Source organism: uncultured Polaribacter sp., assembly GCF_947501385.1.
Classification (GTDB): Bacteria; Bacteroidota; Bacteroidia; order Flavobacteriales; family Flavobacteriaceae; genus Polaribacter.
Genome location: NZ_CANMVP010000006.1, coordinates 127,835 through 145,962 on the forward strand (window position 1 = coordinate 127,835; position 18,128 = coordinate 145,962).

Annotated in this window: 17 protein-coding genes and 1 other RNA gene; 4 read left to right on the forward strand and 14 right to left on the reverse strand. The window is 29.0% G+C overall.

The window, feature by feature from the left end; genetic code table 11:
• Window position 1: 1 nt before the first annotated feature.
• Genes Q0998_RS05845 through Q0998_RS05880 form a run of 8 tightly spaced genes read right to left on the reverse strand, consistent with a single transcriptional unit; the run spans window position 2 to window position 8,576 of the window.
• The gene (locus Q0998_RS05845) at window positions 2–1,000 is read right to left on the reverse strand and encodes an N-acetylneuraminate synthase family protein (RefSeq protein WP_299667505.1); all 999 of its coding nucleotides are present in this window, start codon (window positions 998–1,000) and stop codon (window positions 2–4) included.
• On the reverse strand, window positions 1,000–2,124 hold the full coding sequence (locus Q0998_RS05850; protein WP_299667507.1) for a glycosyltransferase family 4 protein: 1,125 nt from the start codon (window positions 2,122–2,124) through the stop codon (window positions 1,000–1,002). The genes Q0998_RS05845 and Q0998_RS05850 overlap by 1 nt, the downstream gene beginning before the upstream one ends.
• Before the next feature lie 4 nt (window positions 2,125–2,128).
• On the reverse strand, window positions 2,129–3,343 hold the full coding sequence (locus Q0998_RS05855; protein WP_299667509.1) for a hypothetical protein: 1,215 nt from the start codon (window positions 3,341–3,343) through the stop codon (window positions 2,129–2,131).
• A gap of 3 nt (window positions 3,344–3,346) precedes the next feature.
• A complete protein-coding gene (locus Q0998_RS05860) occupies window positions 3,347–4,363 on the reverse strand; it encodes a glycosyltransferase (RefSeq protein WP_299667512.1) in 1,017 nt (338 codons plus the stop codon).
• A complete protein-coding gene (locus tag Q0998_RS05865) occupies window positions 4,347–5,276 on the reverse strand; it encodes an NAD-dependent epimerase/dehydratase family protein (RefSeq protein ID WP_299667515.1) in 930 nt (309 codons plus the stop codon). Before Q0998_RS05865 ends, Q0998_RS05860 begins: the two co-directional genes overlap by 17 nt.
• A gap of 3 nt (window positions 5,277–5,279) precedes the next feature.
• Window positions 5,280–6,437 (reverse strand): glycosyltransferase, encoded by a 1,158-nt coding sequence (locus Q0998_RS05870; RefSeq protein ID WP_299667518.1) that lies wholly within the window; start codon window positions 6,435–6,437, stop codon window positions 5,280–5,282.
• Entirely contained in the window at window positions 6,434–7,702 is a 1,269-nt protein-coding gene (locus tag Q0998_RS05875; RefSeq protein WP_299667521.1) for an ABC transporter ATP-binding protein, read from the reverse strand. The genes Q0998_RS05870 and Q0998_RS05875 overlap by 4 nt, the downstream gene beginning before the upstream one ends.
• A gap of 1 nt (window position 7,703) precedes the next feature.
• A complete protein-coding gene (locus tag Q0998_RS05880) occupies window positions 7,704–8,576 on the reverse strand; it encodes an ABC transporter permease (RefSeq protein WP_299667523.1) in 873 nt (290 codons plus the stop codon).
• Window positions 8,577–8,677: 101 nt separating this feature from the next.
• Between Q0998_RS05880 and Q0998_RS05885 the strand changes: the two genes are divergently transcribed.
• On the forward strand, window positions 8,678–9,142 hold the full coding sequence (locus Q0998_RS05885; RefSeq protein WP_299667525.1) for a GNAT family N-acetyltransferase: 465 nt from the start codon (window positions 8,678–8,680) through the stop codon (window positions 9,140–9,142).
• 20 nt (window positions 9,143–9,162) lie between these two features.
• On the opposite strand, the gene aroQ is transcribed toward Q0998_RS05885, so the two are convergent.
• Both aroQ and Q0998_RS05895 read right to left on the reverse strand, forming a co-directional pair.
• On the reverse strand, window positions 9,163–9,576 hold the full coding sequence (gene aroQ / locus Q0998_RS05890; protein ID WP_299667526.1) for a type II 3-dehydroquinate dehydratase: 414 nt from the start codon (window positions 9,574–9,576) through the stop codon (window positions 9,163–9,165).
• Window positions 9,577–9,651: 75 nt separating this feature from the next.
• Window positions 9,652–10,146: a hypothetical protein gene (locus Q0998_RS05895; protein ID WP_299667527.1), complete on the reverse strand. Its 495-nt coding sequence runs from the start codon at window positions 10,144–10,146 to the stop codon at window positions 9,652–9,654.
• 142 nt (window positions 10,147–10,288) lie between these two features.
• On the opposite strand from Q0998_RS05895, the gene xerD reads away from it, so the two are divergent.
• A complete protein-coding gene (xerD, locus tag Q0998_RS05900; RefSeq protein WP_299667528.1) occupies window positions 10,289–11,206 on the forward strand; it encodes a site-specific tyrosine recombinase XerD in 918 nt (305 codons plus the stop codon).
• 199 nt (window positions 11,207–11,405) lie between these two features.
• Here the strand turns inward: xerD and rny are convergent, their stop codons facing one another.
• The 4 genes from rny to Q0998_RS05920 all read right to left on the reverse strand — a co-directional run bounded on the left by rny (window position 11,406) and on the right by Q0998_RS05920 (window position 13,795).
• Entirely contained in the window at window positions 11,406–12,971 is a 1,566-nt protein-coding gene (gene rny / locus Q0998_RS05905) for a ribonuclease Y (RefSeq protein WP_299667530.1), read from the reverse strand.
• Between the two features lie 48 nt (window positions 12,972–13,019).
• Window positions 13,020–13,146, reverse strand: a non-coding RNA gene (ssrS, locus tag Q0998_RS05910) — 6S RNA.
• Window positions 13,147–13,200: 54 nt separating this feature from the next.
• Window positions 13,201–13,491, reverse strand: a complete 291-nt coding sequence (locus Q0998_RS05915) for a cell division protein ZapA (protein ID WP_299667533.1) — start codon at window positions 13,489–13,491, stop codon at window positions 13,201–13,203.
• Between the two features lie 13 nt (window positions 13,492–13,504).
• Window positions 13,505–13,795, reverse strand: coding sequence for a hypothetical protein (locus tag Q0998_RS05920; RefSeq protein WP_299667536.1), 291 nt, complete (start codon window positions 13,793–13,795; stop codon window positions 13,505–13,507).
• Window positions 13,796–13,940: 145 nt separating this feature from the next.
• Here Q0998_RS05920 and Q0998_RS05925 point away from each other — a divergent pair, with 145 nt between their 5' ends.
• The gene (locus Q0998_RS05925) at window positions 13,941–15,641 is read left to right on the forward strand and encodes a M23 family metallopeptidase (RefSeq protein ID WP_299667539.1); all 1,701 of its coding nucleotides are present in this window, start codon (window positions 13,941–13,943) and stop codon (window positions 15,639–15,641) included.
• A gap of 5 nt (window positions 15,642–15,646) precedes the next feature.
• Complete coding sequence (locus tag Q0998_RS05930; protein ID WP_299667542.1) at window positions 15,647–18,094, forward strand: TonB-dependent receptor; 2,448 nt, start codon at window positions 15,647–15,649, stop codon at window positions 18,092–18,094.
• Window positions 18,095–18,128: the final 34 nt, after the last annotated feature.

An 18,128-nucleotide genomic window follows, 5' to 3' on the forward strand; every position in this document is an offset into this window, starting at 1 on the left:
TTTATTCCGTTATATCCTTATAATTTAGAAAATCCCATTGGTGTAAATCTTTATTTAATTTTTTACCAATTATATGTTCATATTCACTTGCCAAGATACCAAAACCTTTAGGTTTTTTAGTTTCTAAATCTAAAAAAGTAATGATATCTCCTTTTTTAAGGTTTTTATTTACAGCCAACGATTTTTCAAAAATTTGTTTTAAATCCGTAAATTCAGAATTATCATTTTTATCTATCGGGTTTTGCAACGCTAAATCTATGTTTCTAACTGCATTTACCAAATTGGTAGTTTCTTCAATTGTTAAAGACGATTTTGTATCTGGGCCAAACATTTCTTTATCGAAAACGACATGAAATTCTAAAATTTCTGCGCCTAGTGCCGTAGCTGCTATACAAGCTTCTATCGAGGAAGAATGATCTGAAAAACCAATGGGAACCTTGTACCTTTTTTTTAGCTCTTGAATGATATTGAGTCCAAATTGTTTTGGTTTTGTTGGATAGGCAGTTGTACATTGTAAAATGGCATACGCTACTTTTCTTGATTTTAAAAAAGCAACTGTTTTATCTAACTCAGCAAAAGAGCTCATCCCTGAAGAAATAATGACAGGTTTCCTTGTTTGAGCAATTTTTTCTAAAAGTACAAAGTTGTTAACTTCTCCTGAACCAACTTTATATTGCTTTACGCCTACTTTTTCTAATAACTCTACAGCAGCATTACTAAAAGGAGAACTTAGAAACTCTAAACCGACTTCATCGCAATGTTGTTTGATCTCTTTCCATTGTTCTAATGTAAATTCCATGCGTTTCCAATATTCCATTCTGGTAGTATCTTGTTTGGAGAATTGAATTCTAAATGGTTCATGAATGCTACTTTCTGCTTCAGCAATATGTGTTTGAAACTTTATAGCATTACAACCCGTTTTTGCAACAGCATCTATATAAGCATGTGCCATTCCTAAACTACCGTCGTGTGCTTGAGCTATTTCCGCAATTATAAACATTAGTTAAAGTTTTGTTTTGATTGATTTAAAATTTCTAAAAATCGAGATTTCCATGATTCAAAATTATATAAATAATTAAGATCAATATTTTCTTTATTAAAGTTATAATTATTATTTAATACAAAACTTATTGACGCTGCCCAACTGTCAACCATATTAGGCTTATCTACTAAATAACCTAAGTTTCCATTATGCAAAATTTCACTTAGTGGATCTATATCTGATACAATACACTTTAATCCACTTTTTAAAGCCTCTGTTAAACTTAACGGGTGACCTTCATGACAAAGAGTGGAAAATAAAAAATAATCTGCTATCTGATAATATTTGGGAAGTAAATTATTTGGTATTCTTCCTAAATATTCGATATTATTTTTTTTTCCTTTTTGATTAACTCCGATGATTAATAATTCGATATTAGTATTTTCGGATGCTACTTTTTTCCAAGCATTCAAAATAATCTTTAACCCTTTTTTTGGTCTGTCTTGTGATACCCATAAAAAATAGTGTTTATTACTTTTAAAACCCAATTCATTTCTTAGTGCTAATTTTTCTTCATAAGAAACCTTTTTAAAATTAGGCTTAATTCCATTTGGTAAAATGGCCACCTCAAAAGGTAACACATTAGATTTATCTAGTAAATTTTGGTAAGAAGTATTTGTTAAAAGCACCAATTTATCTAAAGAAAAGTTAGTTTGAATTTTAATTAAATCTATGTCAATAAAATAACCATGAAAAAAAAAGTTAATAAATATTCTGTCTCTTAAGTTTTCTTTACAAGCATAGTAATGTAATGCATTTAAAATACCTATATTGTCAATAACGTTTAGGACTAACTTATCTTCTTTTCTTAATATTTTCCTTATCGGATACCAATACTGTTTTTTTTCTAAATATCTGTTGCCTGCTATTTTAAACAGTATTTTTTCACAAAATTTAATAGAATTTTGGACTATAATATTTTTTGGCCGTTTTGATAAAAAATCTGGTTTAGGAGAAATAATATACTCAAAAATAGAATCGTTAACATCTATTAAATCTGTTAACATTAGATTCCAGCTTCCAATTTTATTACTTGGAATAGCTATATGGGATATTAGAACTGATTTATATTTGTTATCCATACGACTATTTTAGAATAGATTTATAAGATTCTAAAATAGAATCACTTGAAAAGTATGCTTTTAATTTTTTTAAAACGTCTTTTGCTTTATTAATTTCTGAAATATTATTAATTTTGTTAGATAATATATTCCTTATTTCCAATTTATTATCTTGTTCAGTTAAAAATGGATAATTTTCTCCTACCAATCTTGAAACTTCAGATTTCTTTGGGCTTAAAATAATTATAGGTTTTCCAGAGTTGATATAGTCTACAAATTTAGTTGGTAAAAATGGGTTTTCATTTCCATTTGATTCTATTAACAATAAGTAATCTGAGTTCTCTAATATATTTAAAGATTTTTGATAAGGAATTCTTTCTTTTACAATTTTTATATTCTTAGCGTTTTTAAATTTTTTAATATCTGAATATACATTGCTATTAATACTTCCATAAAAGTTCACTGAAATATTATTTACATTTAATTCACTAAAAATTTCTAAAAATAGTTTAGGATTTCTAGGTTTTAATAATGTACCTGTATGCGTTATACAAATCTTATCAGATTTTTGTTTAAAAAAATTATTTTCAGTAACCTGTTCTACAGCATGTGGAATTATTCTAACTTTATGTTTATCAATTTTATAATCATTTAAATACCATGTGTACAACCTCTGTGACGGAAAGACAATATTATGAGAATAATCTAATGATTTTTGTAAGTTGCTGTATTTAAAATACTCTTTCCATCTTTTAACAGAATTATACGGTTCTGGATATGCACTTATTGGATAAGGGTCATGATATAAAGATGTAATTTTTTGAATATTTTTTCGCTTAAGACACTTTATAGCTTGGTGAGGAGTAAAACCTAAGCCACCACTCATCAATATTAATTCATTATAATTATTAACATTAGCTTTTAAAAATTTTTTAATATTTTTTATTCTATTGAAATGATAGAAATCATTTCCTAAAAGGGTGTAAATAACTGCCTTTACTTTGCCAAAATAAATCAATACTTTTTGATAGCTTTTTATATTTTCTTTTGGATGTGTAAATAAATTACCATATTTATTCCAATCCTTTTTGATTCTTTCTGAAATAGAATCTAAAGTTAAAATATCTGCACCTGAATATCTTTGAGCAATAAGTTTGCACAAATTATAATTTACAATCGCACCAGAAGTTCTAATATCTCCTAATTCTTCAATAATAAAAAGAATTTTCTTGTTTTTCACAAATTAATAATTTTTATTTTTCATTTCTAAAGTATGAAAATATAAATTTTTAATCTTTTTCCTTTTTAAGATTCTACTTATCGCTTTTCCTATTAAAATATTAATCTTTCTTAATTTATAAATTTTATCTAAGTTTTTATATACACTTCTTGAATTATTTAGCTGTAATAGATTGTATTTATTCTGCATCCATGATTCATAAGTATTTCCCATATGAAAAGCATAATTATCTAGAGTTGATAATCTTAAGAACCCTAGATCTTCATTAGGCTTGTCTATAAATTTGTTTTCAACTCCTCCAACAATTTTATGTAGCGCAGGCGAATTTGATCCTAAATCAAAAATTTCTCTTTTTAAGGTCGCAACAAAATGACCACAACCCATAACGGCTTTTCCTAAATTATTTTGAAGCGTTAAATATTTTTCTAAGTGAATCTTTTGGTACAGTGTATAATTTAACTCCAAACTATCTTCAAACATTTTCATTTCACTTGGGTTTATTACATTCTCGAATTTTAACTTCCCTTTAAAAAAACCATAAAACCAATTAGATGCTGTAAAATTGTTATATGCTTTACTAGAGGGAACTGGGCTAACCATACCTGCATATTTAAAATTATTAAACACTTTTTCTACCTCTTCTTGCCAATTCTGTTTAAATAGAACATCAGCATCTGCAATTGTAATTAGAGGTTCTAAATTTCCTTTTGTTGCAGCCAAAATTGCATTTATTTTACCTACATTTTCTTTTGAATGAAAAACTTGATCTATTTGAGATTCAGTAGCATAAAGATCATCTAAATAGTCTTTAACAGAAGTGTGTGAATTATTATTGTATAAAGTTATTCTAGTTTGAAAATTTATCGATTTTAACAAAGAACCAATACATAGCTTTAAGATTTTTAAAGAGTCTTTAAAATACCCTTCTAAATTGGGTATGTAAACAGGAATAACAATTCTATGGTAACTGGAAATAGCCAATTCTGTTTTAAATTTTTCGGGATTAATTCCTTTTCTCATAGTGATTTATCAATTTCTTAATTCCCTCTTCTAAAGTTATTAGATCTCTTTGTAAAACATTTTTCATTTTACGAATATCAGGGCATCTTCTTGTCATATCTCCTTCTTCTAAAGCTGGTAAATACATAATTTCTGAGGTAGAATTTGTTATTTTAATAATTATTTTTGCCAACTCTAATATAGATACTTCAATATCATTACCAACATTTAATTCATCATTTATATATTTTTCACTATTTAAAACTTTTACACATGTATCTATATTATCTTCTATATAACAAAAAGTTCTTGTTTGTGAACCTTCACCAAAGATTGTAATTGGTTTATTTTCTAATGCTAAATTTAAAAATTTTGGAATTACAAAATCTTCACTTTGATTTGGCCCATAAGTATTAAAAAAACGAAAAATAGTATAATCTAAATTATACTCTTGTTTGTAAGATCTAAAGAAAGCTTCTCCTACATTTTTTACAATTGCATAGGGCAATCTAGAATTTAATGGTGTCGTTTTTTCATTTTGAGGTATTTCAAAAGGTTCTCCATACACTTCAGATGAACTAGAGTAAAAAACTCTTTTAACTTTTGATAAACTAGATAATTCTAGAATATTTTTTATCCCGTCAATATCGTTCAATACTTTCATTGGATTGTTTAAAGTTCTTTGAACTCCCACTAATGCAGCATAATGAAAAACATAATCAAAATTATATTTCTTAAACACAATAGACAAATCGTTAACTATGTTTACATTCACATTAAAAAATATAACATTTTCCTTTATCGGAATTTTCTCTATGCTTCCCGTTAAGAGACTGTCTGCAATAACAATAAAATTTTGAGGATCTTCGGATAGTTTTAATGCTAAAGAACTTCCTACATTTCCAGCACCCCCTGTTATTAAAAATTTTTTCATTTTTTATTTATTTAGAACTTTCCTGACAGTTTCTTTATATAATTTTTGAATTAATTCTAATTTATGACTCTTAATATATTTTTCTTTTAAGCTTTCTGATATTATTTTTATTTCGTTAGAATTTAAATTTAAAACAATATTCATACATTTTTCGAAAGAGGAATAATTATTTATATCAAACCAAAAATTATTTTTTGTCTCTTTTAATCTTTCTTCCATTGCACCTACCTTTGTGGAAATAATTATATTACCAGAGGCCATAGCCTCAACGCCAACTAATGGCCCAGATTCATAATGCGAGGCGATAATCAAACAATCATTTTTTTGATATTCAACATGCAGTTCTTCTTGTGCTAAAAAATTTAAAAAAAAAATTTTATCTTGATTCGAATATTTTGCTAATAATTCTTTTTTAAGTGGTCCATCTCCAACAATATTTAGTTTTATATCATCTTTAGGATATTTTATAAAAAATTTAATTAAATCATCTATGCCTTTTTCTTTTACTAACCTACCTAAAAATAAAAAATTTTTTATTTTATTTTTAGGCTTTATTGTTATAAGTTTTTTTTCTATAAAACTAGCTTGATCTATTACCTCAAAATTATTTTTCTTTATTTTATTTGAATTACTGATCGAGTGGTGTATAAACATATCTACGTTTTCTAGTGATTGAAAATAATCATTAGGATTGATAGTACCTGTTGTCCTAAAAATAGTGGGTATTTGTAGTGTCTTTGTTGTTTTTAAAATATAATCTACATAATTAGATGAAAATTGTGCGTTTATAAAAACCAACTGGTATTTTTTTAGAATTAGATCTAATTCTTTAATGTATTTTCTATTAGACCCTAAGCTTTTATTAATTTTATTATTTAAATAAAAATAAGGCTCTTTTTTTAAATTATTTTTAAAATAACTTAAATAAGCGAAAAATCTAAAAATAAAATTCTTCTTAAATAGATTTTTTTTTAAGGAAAAAACAGTACCCTGTTTAAAATTTTTATTAATAACAGCTTTTTTTGACATGTTACCTGTTGAACATATGTCTACAGAATGATCTTTCGAAAGGCAGTCTGCTATAAAAACAGACATTAATTCTCTTCCTCCAAATTCTGCAAAGGGACCGATTATCAAAATTTTATTATTTGCTTTTTTCATTTAACTTCAATATTTCTCCATTTAGGCTTTTCTAAAATAAAACCTTGATTTTTATTGATTTTAAAACCATTATCATAAAAATTATTATCATGTATATCTATAAATATTAGGTCTCTATTTATTTCAATATTTTCGTTTTTAGAACCGATAGCTAGCATTAATTTATATCTTCCTTGGATTAAGTTTAAGTTCATTATTTTACATTCGAGAATCTTTTCTGAATCAAAAATCCCGTTAAAACTTCTATCCATATGAGTAGCTATAGAAAGAACTCTTCTCTGATCTTCATTTTCAAAACCAATAAAACAATAATCGATACTCCCATAAATATTAATTTTTTTAGTAAATTTTATTCTTAAAATCAGCTCATCTCCAATGTTTATTATTGGAATATTATCACTCTCTTGATTATAGACTTTTATCCATTCTATATACTTTGAATTCTCCAAAACCGCTGATTGAGAACTGATTGATTTATTTAAGTATTCTGAAATAATTTCATCCGTTTGACCTTTAGCATAAACTAAACCATCATCAAGCATTATTGTTTTAGTACAAAGACTTCTAATCGCCCCCATATCATGACTCACAAACAACACCGTTCTTCCGTCTGTGTTAGAAATATCCTGCATTTTTCCAATGGCTTTCTTCTGGAATTCTGCATCACCAACAGCCAAAACTTCGTCTACTACCAAAATATCAGGTTCTAAATGTGCGGCAACAGCAAAAGCTAAGCGGACTTTCATTCCGCTAGAATACCGTTTTACGGGCGTATCTATATAGCGTTCACAACCAGAAAAAGAAACAATCTCATCTAATTTTGCTTGAATTTCTTTTTTTGTCATTCCTAAGATGGCACCGTTTAAAAAAATATTTTCCTTTCCTGTCATTTCTGGGTGAAAACCCGTACCCACCTCTAACAAAGAAGCAATTCTTCCGTTCGATTTTATAGTACCCGTTGTAGGTCCTGTTACTTTAGATAAAATTTTTAATAATGTTGATTTTCCTGCGCCATTTTTACCGATGATCCCTAAAACCTCGCCTCTTTTTACTTCAAAATTAATATCTTTTAAAGCCCAAACATATTCAGATTCACTTTTAGAGGCTCTATCATTAGATTCACCAATCTTTAAATAAGGGTCTTCTTTTCCTCTTATTCTAGCTAAAAAACGATTAAAATCATGACTAATAGTTCCTGTACCAACAGTTCCTAAACGATATTGCTTAGACAGATTTTCAACCTTTAAAATTATGTCGTCTTTCATTTTAAATAGTATCTATAAACGTTTTTTCCGTTTTATTAAAAATCAATAATCCTAAAAAGAAGACGGCTATGGTAAATAGGGTGGTATATACAATTCCGAAAGTGGAATAATCTCCATCATTCAAAAGAATAAATCTACTGAATTCGATTAAATGTGCAATTGGATTTAAATCTACAATCCAAGATAAATCTTTTCCTCCAAGTACATTGCCTAATTTTTCTCTCATTAAATCTAGTGGATACATTACTGCAGATAAATACATTAGTAATTGTACTCCAAAAGCTACAAGAAAAGTTAAATCTCTGTATTTAGTTACCATAGAGGAGATAATCATTCCTAGTCCTAATCCAATCATTCCCATAGCGATTATTAGCAAAGGAAAAAACAAAATATATGTATTTGGCGTTATTTCATATCCATTAAAATAATAATACAAATAGAAACAGATGAATATAAATAGTTGTATTCCAAATTTTAGTAGATTAGATATGACTATAGACATCGGCATAATAACTCTTGGAAAATACACCTTACCAAAAATAGCTTCGTTTGTTTTAAACGTATCTGAAGTAGCAGTTAAGCATTCTTTAAAATAATTCCAAACGGTTACACCAGCTAAATTGAATAAAAAAGGTGGAATCTGTCCTGTAGAAATTCCAGCAATCGTATTAAAAACCAACGTAAATATGATAGAAGTAAATAAAGGCTGTATCAAATACCATAAAGGTCCTAAAATAGTTTGTTTGTATAGAGTAACTACATCTCGCTTTACAAAAAGCATCAGTAAATCTCTATATTGCCAAACCTCTTTTAGGTTTAAGTCGAATAAATTGTTTTTGGGGGAAATTTCAAAAAGCCATTTATCTCGCTGCATTCATTTATTAATTTGAACAAATATAATTTTTTTAAATTGATTTTAACACTTGTCCTGATGTTTAATTATTCCTCATATCTTTGAAAAAATTTCAAGATAAAATGAAAGCTAAAATAATTCCTTTTGATAAAAAATATGCTAAAGATTTTTATAATTTGAATGTGGAGTGGCTTGAAAAATATTTTTATGTAGAACCTTATGATGAAAAAGTATTAAGCAATCCGCAAAAATTTATCATCGACAATGGAGGTTTTATCTTTTTCATAAAGTCTAAGGATAAAATATTAGGAACTATTGCTTTGATTAATCAAAACAGTTACTTTGAATTAAGTAAAATGGCGGTTTCTGATACATATCAAGGATTAAAGCTCGGTCAGAAGTTATTAGAGTTTTGTATTGAATTTGCTAAAAAGAAAAAATGGAAGAGCATTACACTTTATTCTCATAGAAAATTAAAAACCGCTATTTATATTTATAAAAAATATGGTTTTAAAGAAGTTCCTCTAGAAAAAGAGGTACATTATGCACGTGCTGATATTAAAATGATTTTAGAATTCAATAAGTAGCTTTTGAAACAAATCTACAACTAAAGGAAACTTTGAATTGCCAAATCATATCCTTTTAAACCAAATCCAAACAGCACTCCTTTTGCATTCGGAGAAATATAACTGTGCTGTCTAAACGCTTCACGAGCATGAATATTAGAAATATGGACTTCTACTACTGGAGTCTCAATTCCTTTTACAGCATCTCCAATTCCAACAGAGGTATGTGTATACGCAGCTGCATTTAAAATAATGCCATCATAATTAAAACCTACTTCGTGCAATTTATCGATGATTTCTCCTTCAATGTTAGATTGAAAATAAGAGAGTTCTATCTCCTTAAAATTTAGTTGCAATTCTCTAAAATAATCTTCAAAATTTTTAGCACCATAAATTTCTGGTTCTCTCTTTCCTAGGAGATTTAAGTTAGGTCCATTGATAATAATAATTTTCATCTTGCTAAAATAACATTTTATACAAAAAAACGGAAGCAAAACTGCTTCCGTTTTATAAAATATACTTAAATGGTACTACATCCCAAATGCGAAACCTAAACCAATATAGTTCAATGTGCCTCCATCTTCAGAGATTCCTTGATAAGAAAGAATTAATTGACTAGAGTCGCCAATGTTAAAACCAAGTGTTGGTTTATAATAGAAACCTCCATCTGTATTGTCAGATAGACCAAATGCATAGCCTACATCTGTTCCAATAGAAAAATCTTCAGACAAATTAAATCGAAATGCTCCAGCTAATGGCAAATAAGAAAAGTTCGCTCCTTCAATTTCAACTAAACCCTCGTCATAATCTTTCCCAAAATAAATTGAGTAACCAGAAGTTACCCCCAAGCCAAAACTCTCACTTACTGATTTCATAAAATAAAGATCTGCAGAAAGCGCAAATGATGAGGCATCTTTATAGTCACCTACAGGCAAACCAGCAGTTACAACCAAATTTGGTGTAAATTGTGCATTCGCTGCAAAAGCAACTAACATAAAAGATAAACTTAAAAATAATTTTTTCATAATATTTAATTTTATAATTATGAATCAAAAATAAAATGATTGTTTATGAAAAGGATAATAAAAAAGTTAATTTTTTGTTAAGCCGATAAAAAGATACTGTTATAATATCTTTAAATTAACTTTTTAATAGTTACATTTATTTATGAATTGGCAACAAGCAATATCAGATTATCGAATGTATTTAAAGATAGAAAGAGGTCTTTCTAAAAATACCATTGAAAGTTATGCTAGAGACTTAGAAAAGCTGTCTATGTTTTTAGAAGAGCATAAAATTGTGATTTCACCTATTTCTATTGATGCTATTATTGTGAAACAATTTATTTATGAAGTTGCTAAAAAAGTAAATCCTAGAAGTCAGGCCAGAATTATTTCTGGACTGCGTAGTTTTTTTGATTATTTGGTTTTTGAAGATTATAGAAATACAAACCCTACAGATTTATTAGAAACCCCTAAAATTGGCAGAAAGTTGCCTGACACATTATCTCCAGACGAAATAGATGCATTGATTTCTGCAATCGATTTAAGCCATTCTCAGGGCGAAAGAAATAGAACTATTTTAGAGACTATTTATAGCTGTGGTCTGCGGGTTAGTGAAGCCATCACTTTAAAAATTTCTGATTTATTTTTTGAAGAAGGCTTTATTCGTGTATTAGGAAAAGGAAATAAGGAACGTTATGTTCCCATTCATAAAGAGGCTCAAAAATATATTACTATCTATAAAAAAGAGATGAGAAGTCATATGCAACCCAAAAAAGGTTTTGAAGATACTTTATTTTTAAACAGACGTGGCAAAGGATTATCACGTCAAATGATTTTTATGATTTTAAAAGATTTAGCGATTAAGATTGAGCTGGATAAAAAGATAAGTCCACATACGTTAAGGCATTCTTTTGCATCTCATCTGCTTCAAAATGGTGCGGATTTAAGAGCCATACAACAGATGCTCGGTCATGAAAGTATTACCACAACGGAAATTTATTTTCATGTAGACAAAACTGATTTAAAAAAAGTGGTAGAAACATTTCATCCTAGAAAAACGTCAATTGAAAGCCCATCTTAATCTTCCCAAAGGAAAAAAATTCTTACTCTAAAAAAATTATTAAAAATTGATTTTTTAGATAAAATTTAAAAATATTGTCATAACAAACCTTCTTCAAACAGAAAATCTTACCCAAATAGAGTAAGATTTTTAATGTTTATATAAACAAGAGTAAAAACACAACAGTGTCATTTCTCTTCGGGAAGGTTAGGATGGGCTTTTATCTAGCCACATTCACAGCTCTTGTTTCTCTAATTACCGTTACTTTTACTTGCCCTGGATAGGTCATATCATTTTGTATTTTCTGAGAAATACTAAAAGATAATTCAGATGCTTTGGCATCATTTACTTTAGTACTTTCTACCATCACACGTAATTCACGTCCTGCTTGAATCGCATAGGCTTTTTGAACTCCTGTAAAACCAAAAGCAATATCTTCTAAATCTTTTAAACGTTGAATGTAAGAATCTAAAACTTGACGCCTTGCGCCAGGTCTTGCGCCAGAAATAGCATCACAAACTTGTACAATTGGAGAGATTAAGCTTTTCATTTCTATTTCATCATGATGCGCACCAATTGCATTACAAACATCTGGCTTTTCACCATATTTTTCTGCCCATTGCATTCCTAAAAGTGCGTGCGGTAATTCGCTTTCTTCGTTAGGCACTTTACCAATATCATGCAACAAACCTGCTCGTTTTGCTACTTTAGAATTCAAGCCCATTTCTGCAGCCATGATTCCACATAAGTTTGCAACTTCTCTAGAGTGTTGTAGTAAATTTTGTCCGTAAGAAGATCTATATTTCATTCTACCTACAGCTTTTACTAATTCTGGATGCAATCCATGAACCCCTAAATCAATTACAGTTCTTTTACCAACTTCTATAATTTCTTGTGTAATTTGTTTTTCAGTTTTGGCTACAACTTCCTCAATTCTAGCAGGATGAATTCTACCGTCTGTAACCAATTTGTGTAAAGATAAACGTGCTATTTCTCTTCTAATCGGATCAAAACAAGAAAGTATAATGGCATCTGGTGTATCATCTACAATAATTTCAACTCCGGTTGCAGCTTCTATTGCTCTAATGTTTCTTCCTTCTCTACCAATAATTCTTCCTTTAACATCATCAGATTCTAAATTAAAAACAGATACACAGTTTTCTACAGCTTGTTCGACACCTACTCTCTGTATGGTTCCTAAAACTACTTTTCTAGCTTCTTGTTCTGCCGTTAACTTTGCCTCTTCTACAGAAGTTTGTATAAATGCCATTGCTTCTGTCTTTGCTTCATCTTTTAAAGAAGAAACCAATTCTTTTTTAGCTTCATCTGCAGAAAGACCAGAAATCTGTTCTAACATATCTACATGGCGCTTGTGCATTTTGTCTAAATCATCTTCTTTTTTCTCTAAAAATTCTAATTTAAAATCAAAATCTTTTTCTTTCTGTTCTAAAGAACGATTTAACTTTTTATTTTTATCAACTTCAGATGCTACTTGAGATTCTCTATCTCTAATGCGCTTTTCAACATCAGAAATTTTCTTTTCTCTTGATAAAATTACTTTTTCATGTTCAGATTTTAATTCGATAAACTTTTCTTTTGCTTGTAAAATTTTATCTTTTTTTATGGCATCTGCATCGATTTTAGCTTCTTTTAGAATAGCATTGGCTTCTTTTCTTGTTGCATTTAGTAATTTTTTACCTTTAGATTTTTCTATTGATTTTGCAATGATAAATCCAATTGCAATTCCTATGATTCCCACAATAATGGGAAGTAACATTCCATCCATATTTTAAATTTAATATATAAAAAAAGCCTACGATAGTGCGGTTTATATAAACTCCATTATTACAGGTTTAGGACTAACTAGCTGATCAAGGATCCACCTGAAACGGAATAAATTCAGCTTCTATGGCTTGCTTTAGCAACTAAGACTTATCCTTTATAATAGATACTCGTTGAGTTTATCAAACAATTTACTAACGTAGGCAGTGTGTTGTTAATGTATTTTAAAGAACTTATTCTAAATGAGCATTTACCAAATTGGTTAACTCGTTTAATTTATTTATTGTTTCAGTATTTTCAGATCCTTTTTCTAAAGTAGAAATTTCTAATTTAGAAGCAAACTGTAGTGCACACATAGCTAAAACGTCTTGTTTATCACTAACCGCATAATTTTGCTCGTACATAGAAATTAATTTATTAATTGCAGTTGCTGCTTTACGCATACCTTCTTCTTCTTTGGTATTATTAACACTTAAAGGGTAGGTTCTACCAGCAATTACTATATTAATTTTTAATTTTTCCACAATCTAAAGAACTTTATTCTTGTAACTGAATAATACATTTATCGATTTCTCTTATTAATGTATTTATTTTGAGTTTTGTATCTCTTGTATTTGTACCACTGCCATCAATAGTTTTTGCAATTTTTAATAAATCATATTCTTTTTTTTGATGTACTAATTTTTGCTCTTGCTCTAATAATTTATGTTGTAAACTCGTAACATTTTGAAGCAAAATTTCATTTTCTTTTTTTAAAAATTCATAATTAGAAAGTAAACTTTGTAACTTATCTTCCAGTAGATGAATTGCTTCTAAGGTATTACTCATAAACTATATTAGAATAAAACTATACACACAAAGTTAACGTTCTGTTTTAAATATTACAAGATTTTATTGATATTTTAATAATCTACTGATAGTAAACTGTTTACAAAAAAGATGTTTTTCACTACTTTTACACAAAATTTTACTGTTGAAACAAAAACTCATTATTTTCTTATTGCTTCCTATTTTATGCTTTTCTCAAAAGGAATATCCTAAAGATTACTTTCAAAGTCCTTTAGAAATTCCATTGGTTTTTGCAGGTACTTTTGGGGAATTAAGAAGCAATCATTTTCATGCGGGTTTGGATCTTAAAACACAAAATAAAGAAGGCTTAAAAGTGCTTGCTGCGGCTGAAGGTTATGTTTCTAGAATTAAAGTGCAACAATTTGGCTATGGTAAAGCAATTTATATTACGCATCCAAATGGTTTTACCACTGTATATGGACACCTAAGTAAATTTAATGAAGAGATTGAAGCCTACGTTAAAACAATCCAGTACAAAAAAGAGAATTATCAAACTGGAAATATATTTCCTAAAAAAAATAAATTCATTGTTAAAAAAGGAGCAATTATTGCTTTTTCAGGAGATACTGGTGGTTCTGCCGGCCCGCATTTGCATTTTGAAGTTAGAGATACCAAAACAGAGAAAGTAATCAATCCTCTTTATTTTGGAATCCATACTCCCGATACAAAGGCGCCATCCATTCGATCCTTACAAGTGTATCCGTTGAGTATCGATGCTAGAATAAATCAACAGTACAACAGTTACAAAATACCCATCAAAAAAATAGAGAAAGGAAAATACAAAGCAGATAGAATTTCTGCAAGCGGAACTATTGGCTTTGGTATCGAAGTTTTTGATAGATTAGACAGGGCTTTAAATAAAAACGGAATTTATAGTCTTGAAATGCGTGTAAACGGAAAAAGACATTATTATCATGATGTAGAAAGCTTTTCTTTTGCAGAAAGCAAATATTTGAACCTTTTAATTGATTATGAATACTATAAAAAATATAAAAGTAAAATTCAAAAAACGTTTAAGGTAGATGCTAACAAACTTTCTATTTATCAAGATTTAGTGAATAACGGAAAAATTTTGATAAAAAATGGTTTGAATTATTCTGTAGAAATTATAGCCAAAGATTTTATAGGCAACACAAGTGCCGTTAAAATTCCGATTGTTGGAAAAGAGAGTAATTCGATTTTCAAAAAACAAAAAGACACCACCGCTTACAAGATTATTGCGAATCAGTTTTATAGATTTCAACAAGAAAATGTAACTGTTGCTTTTCCGAAAAACACATTTTATGAAGATATTTTTTTAGACTTTAAAGTAGCAAATAACATTGCAAAAATACACACACCAACAATTCCTTTAGATAAAAGTTTTACACTCACCTTTGATGTGTCGAACTGTTCTAAAAAAGAAAAAGAACAACTATATATTGCTAATATTGAGTATCCTAAATATCCAAGATATCAGAACACAAGAAAAAAAGACAGTACTTTTTATACGACCACAAAAACATTAGGCAATTACACATTAAAAACTGACAAGCAATCACCTGAGATAAAAATACTATATATAAAAGACAAACAATGGATTTCTAAATTGAATACATTGAAGGTTAAAATTTCTGATGTTGGCTCTGGTATAAAAAACTGGCGGGCTACATTAGATGATGAATGGATTTTAATGCAATACAATCATAAGAAAAAAATTCTTACCTATCATTTTAGTGATAAAAAATTAGTAGGTAGTAAACATATCTTTAAAATTGTAGTCTCAGACAACGTCGGCAATACTACAGAGCGTTCTATTTCGTTCTTTAAAAAACAAGCAATCTAACATACGTGAAAAACCTATTTTTACTCATTCTATTTTTACCTTTTGCAGCATTTGCTCAAAAAACCACTATTCTTAAAGGAACCGTTAAAAACAAAAATAAAGAACCCGTAGAAAATGCTTCTGTCGAATTTGGAAAGACCGGAACTGTAACTGATAAAAATGGAAACTACTCTCTTAGAATTCCTCTAAAAGAAGAAATAACTATTAAATTTAGTCATATTTCGTACAAAACATTCTATCATCAACTAACAGCAAAAAGTAGAAATGCCATTCGCTTCTCTCCTGTGCTTTCATTAAGTACAGAAAAGTTAGATGAAGTTATTGTAAAAGATAGAAGAAATGAAGCTCAGGGAATTACAAAAATAGATCCATTAAAAGCCAAAACTATTATTGGTGCAAATGCTGGTGTAGAAAATATTTTAATGACATTACCTGGTGTTAATAACAACAATGAATTAAGTACCCAATACAATGTTCGTGGTGGCAATTTTGATGAAAATCTTGTGTATGTAAACGGAATTGAAATTTACAGACCCTTTTTAATTCGCTCAGGGCAACAAGAAGGTTTAAGTTTTATCAATTCAAATATGGTGCAGAACATTAATTTTTCTGCTGGTGGATTTCAAGCAAAATATGGAGATAAATTATCTTCAGTGCTAGACATCACTTACAGAAAACCTACCGAATTAGCAACCACCATAGATTTTAGTTTGTTAGGCGGAAGTGCAACTTTCGAAAGTCCGTTTTTAGATAACAAACTAAGTATCATCACAAGTTTTAGATATAGAGACAACAGCTTATTTGTAAATAGCAAACAGATAGAAACGAATTTTAGACCAAGGTTTACAGATTTACAATCTTTTGCTACTTATCAATTTTCAGATCAGTTTTCTTTAAATTATTTAAGTAATTTTTCTTTAAATAATTACGATTATCAACCTATTTCTAGAAGAACGCGTTTTGGAACCGTTGCAGATCCTTTAGAATTGACTGTTTTTTATGATGGAAGAGAAGAAAACAATTACTTTACACTCTTTAATGCAATTTCTGGAGATTACAAAGCAAATGAAAATGTATCTTTTACAGGAACAATTTCTAGCTACAATACGCAAGAAGAAGAATATTTTGACATTGCTGCGGCGTATAATTTAGGAGAAGTGGATGCAAATATTGGCTCAGAAAATTTTGGAGAAGTTGATTTCTCTCAAGGAATTGGCTCTCAGTTAAACCATGCGAGAAACGATTTAGACGCACTCATTAATAACGCACAAATTAGGGGAACTTATAAGAATGATAGACAGCAATGGGATTTTGGTATAAAATATCAAAACGAAGATATTAGAGAACGTATTCGAGAATGGGAAGTGATAGATTCTCTGGGCTTTTCTGTGCGTCCGCCAAATAGCTTAGGAAATAACCAACCTTATGAGCCTTTTACAGGCCCGATAACACCTTTTCAAAATATAAGAGAAGATAATGAGGTTTCCATAAATCGTCTTTCTGGTTTTGTGCAGTTCAATGAACGCTTATTTTGGAATGATAACGAAGTTTGGTACAACGTTGGTGTTAGAGCTCAAAACTGGACCGTTTCTTCAAATGGAAGTGCTTCTAAAAATCAGTTAATTGTGAGTCCAAGAGCACAATTTGCAATCAAACCAAATTGGGAAAAAGACATGTTGTTTCGTTTTTCTGGTGGCTGGTATTCGCAACCACCTTCTTACCGAGAATTAAAAGATTTCAATGGAAAAATAAATGTGGATGTAAAAGCACAAAAATCTATTCATTTTGTAGCAGGAATGGATTATAGTTTTGATTTATGGGAAAGGCCTTTTAAGTTAACCACAGAGCTATATTACAAAGATTTAAGTGATATAAATGCATATGCTATAGATAATGTAAGAATTCGTTATAGAGCAGATAATGTAACCACTGCATACGCACATGGTTTTGATGTTCGGTTAAATGGTGAATTTGTTCCTGGAAGTGAAAGTTGGGTAAGTTTAGGCTATTTAAAAACAGAGGAAAATATTGATAACAGAGGAAACATTTCTAGACCTTCAGATCAACGCATAAAATTTGCTATTTTATTTCAAGATTATGTGCCCAATCTACCCAATTTAAAAGCCTATTTAAATTTAGTGTACAATTCAGGAGTTCCTGGAGGCGCACCAGCCTATGCAGATGTTTACCAATTTCAAGAACGTTTAAGAGATTATAAAAGAGCAGATTTGGGTGTGTCTTATGTTTTTGCTGATGCAAACAAACAATACACTACAGGTTGGTTGTCTAAATTTAAAGAATTAACTGCAGGTTTAGAATTGTTTAATATGTTCGATATTCAGAATTCTATCACCAATACTTGGGTAAGAGATGTGTATTCTAAAAACCAATTTGGGATTCCGAATTTTATGACAGGTAGAGTCTTAAATTTTAAAGTTGGTATGAAGTTTTAAATTGTTGATAGTTTTATTTCTCGCCTAAGAATTT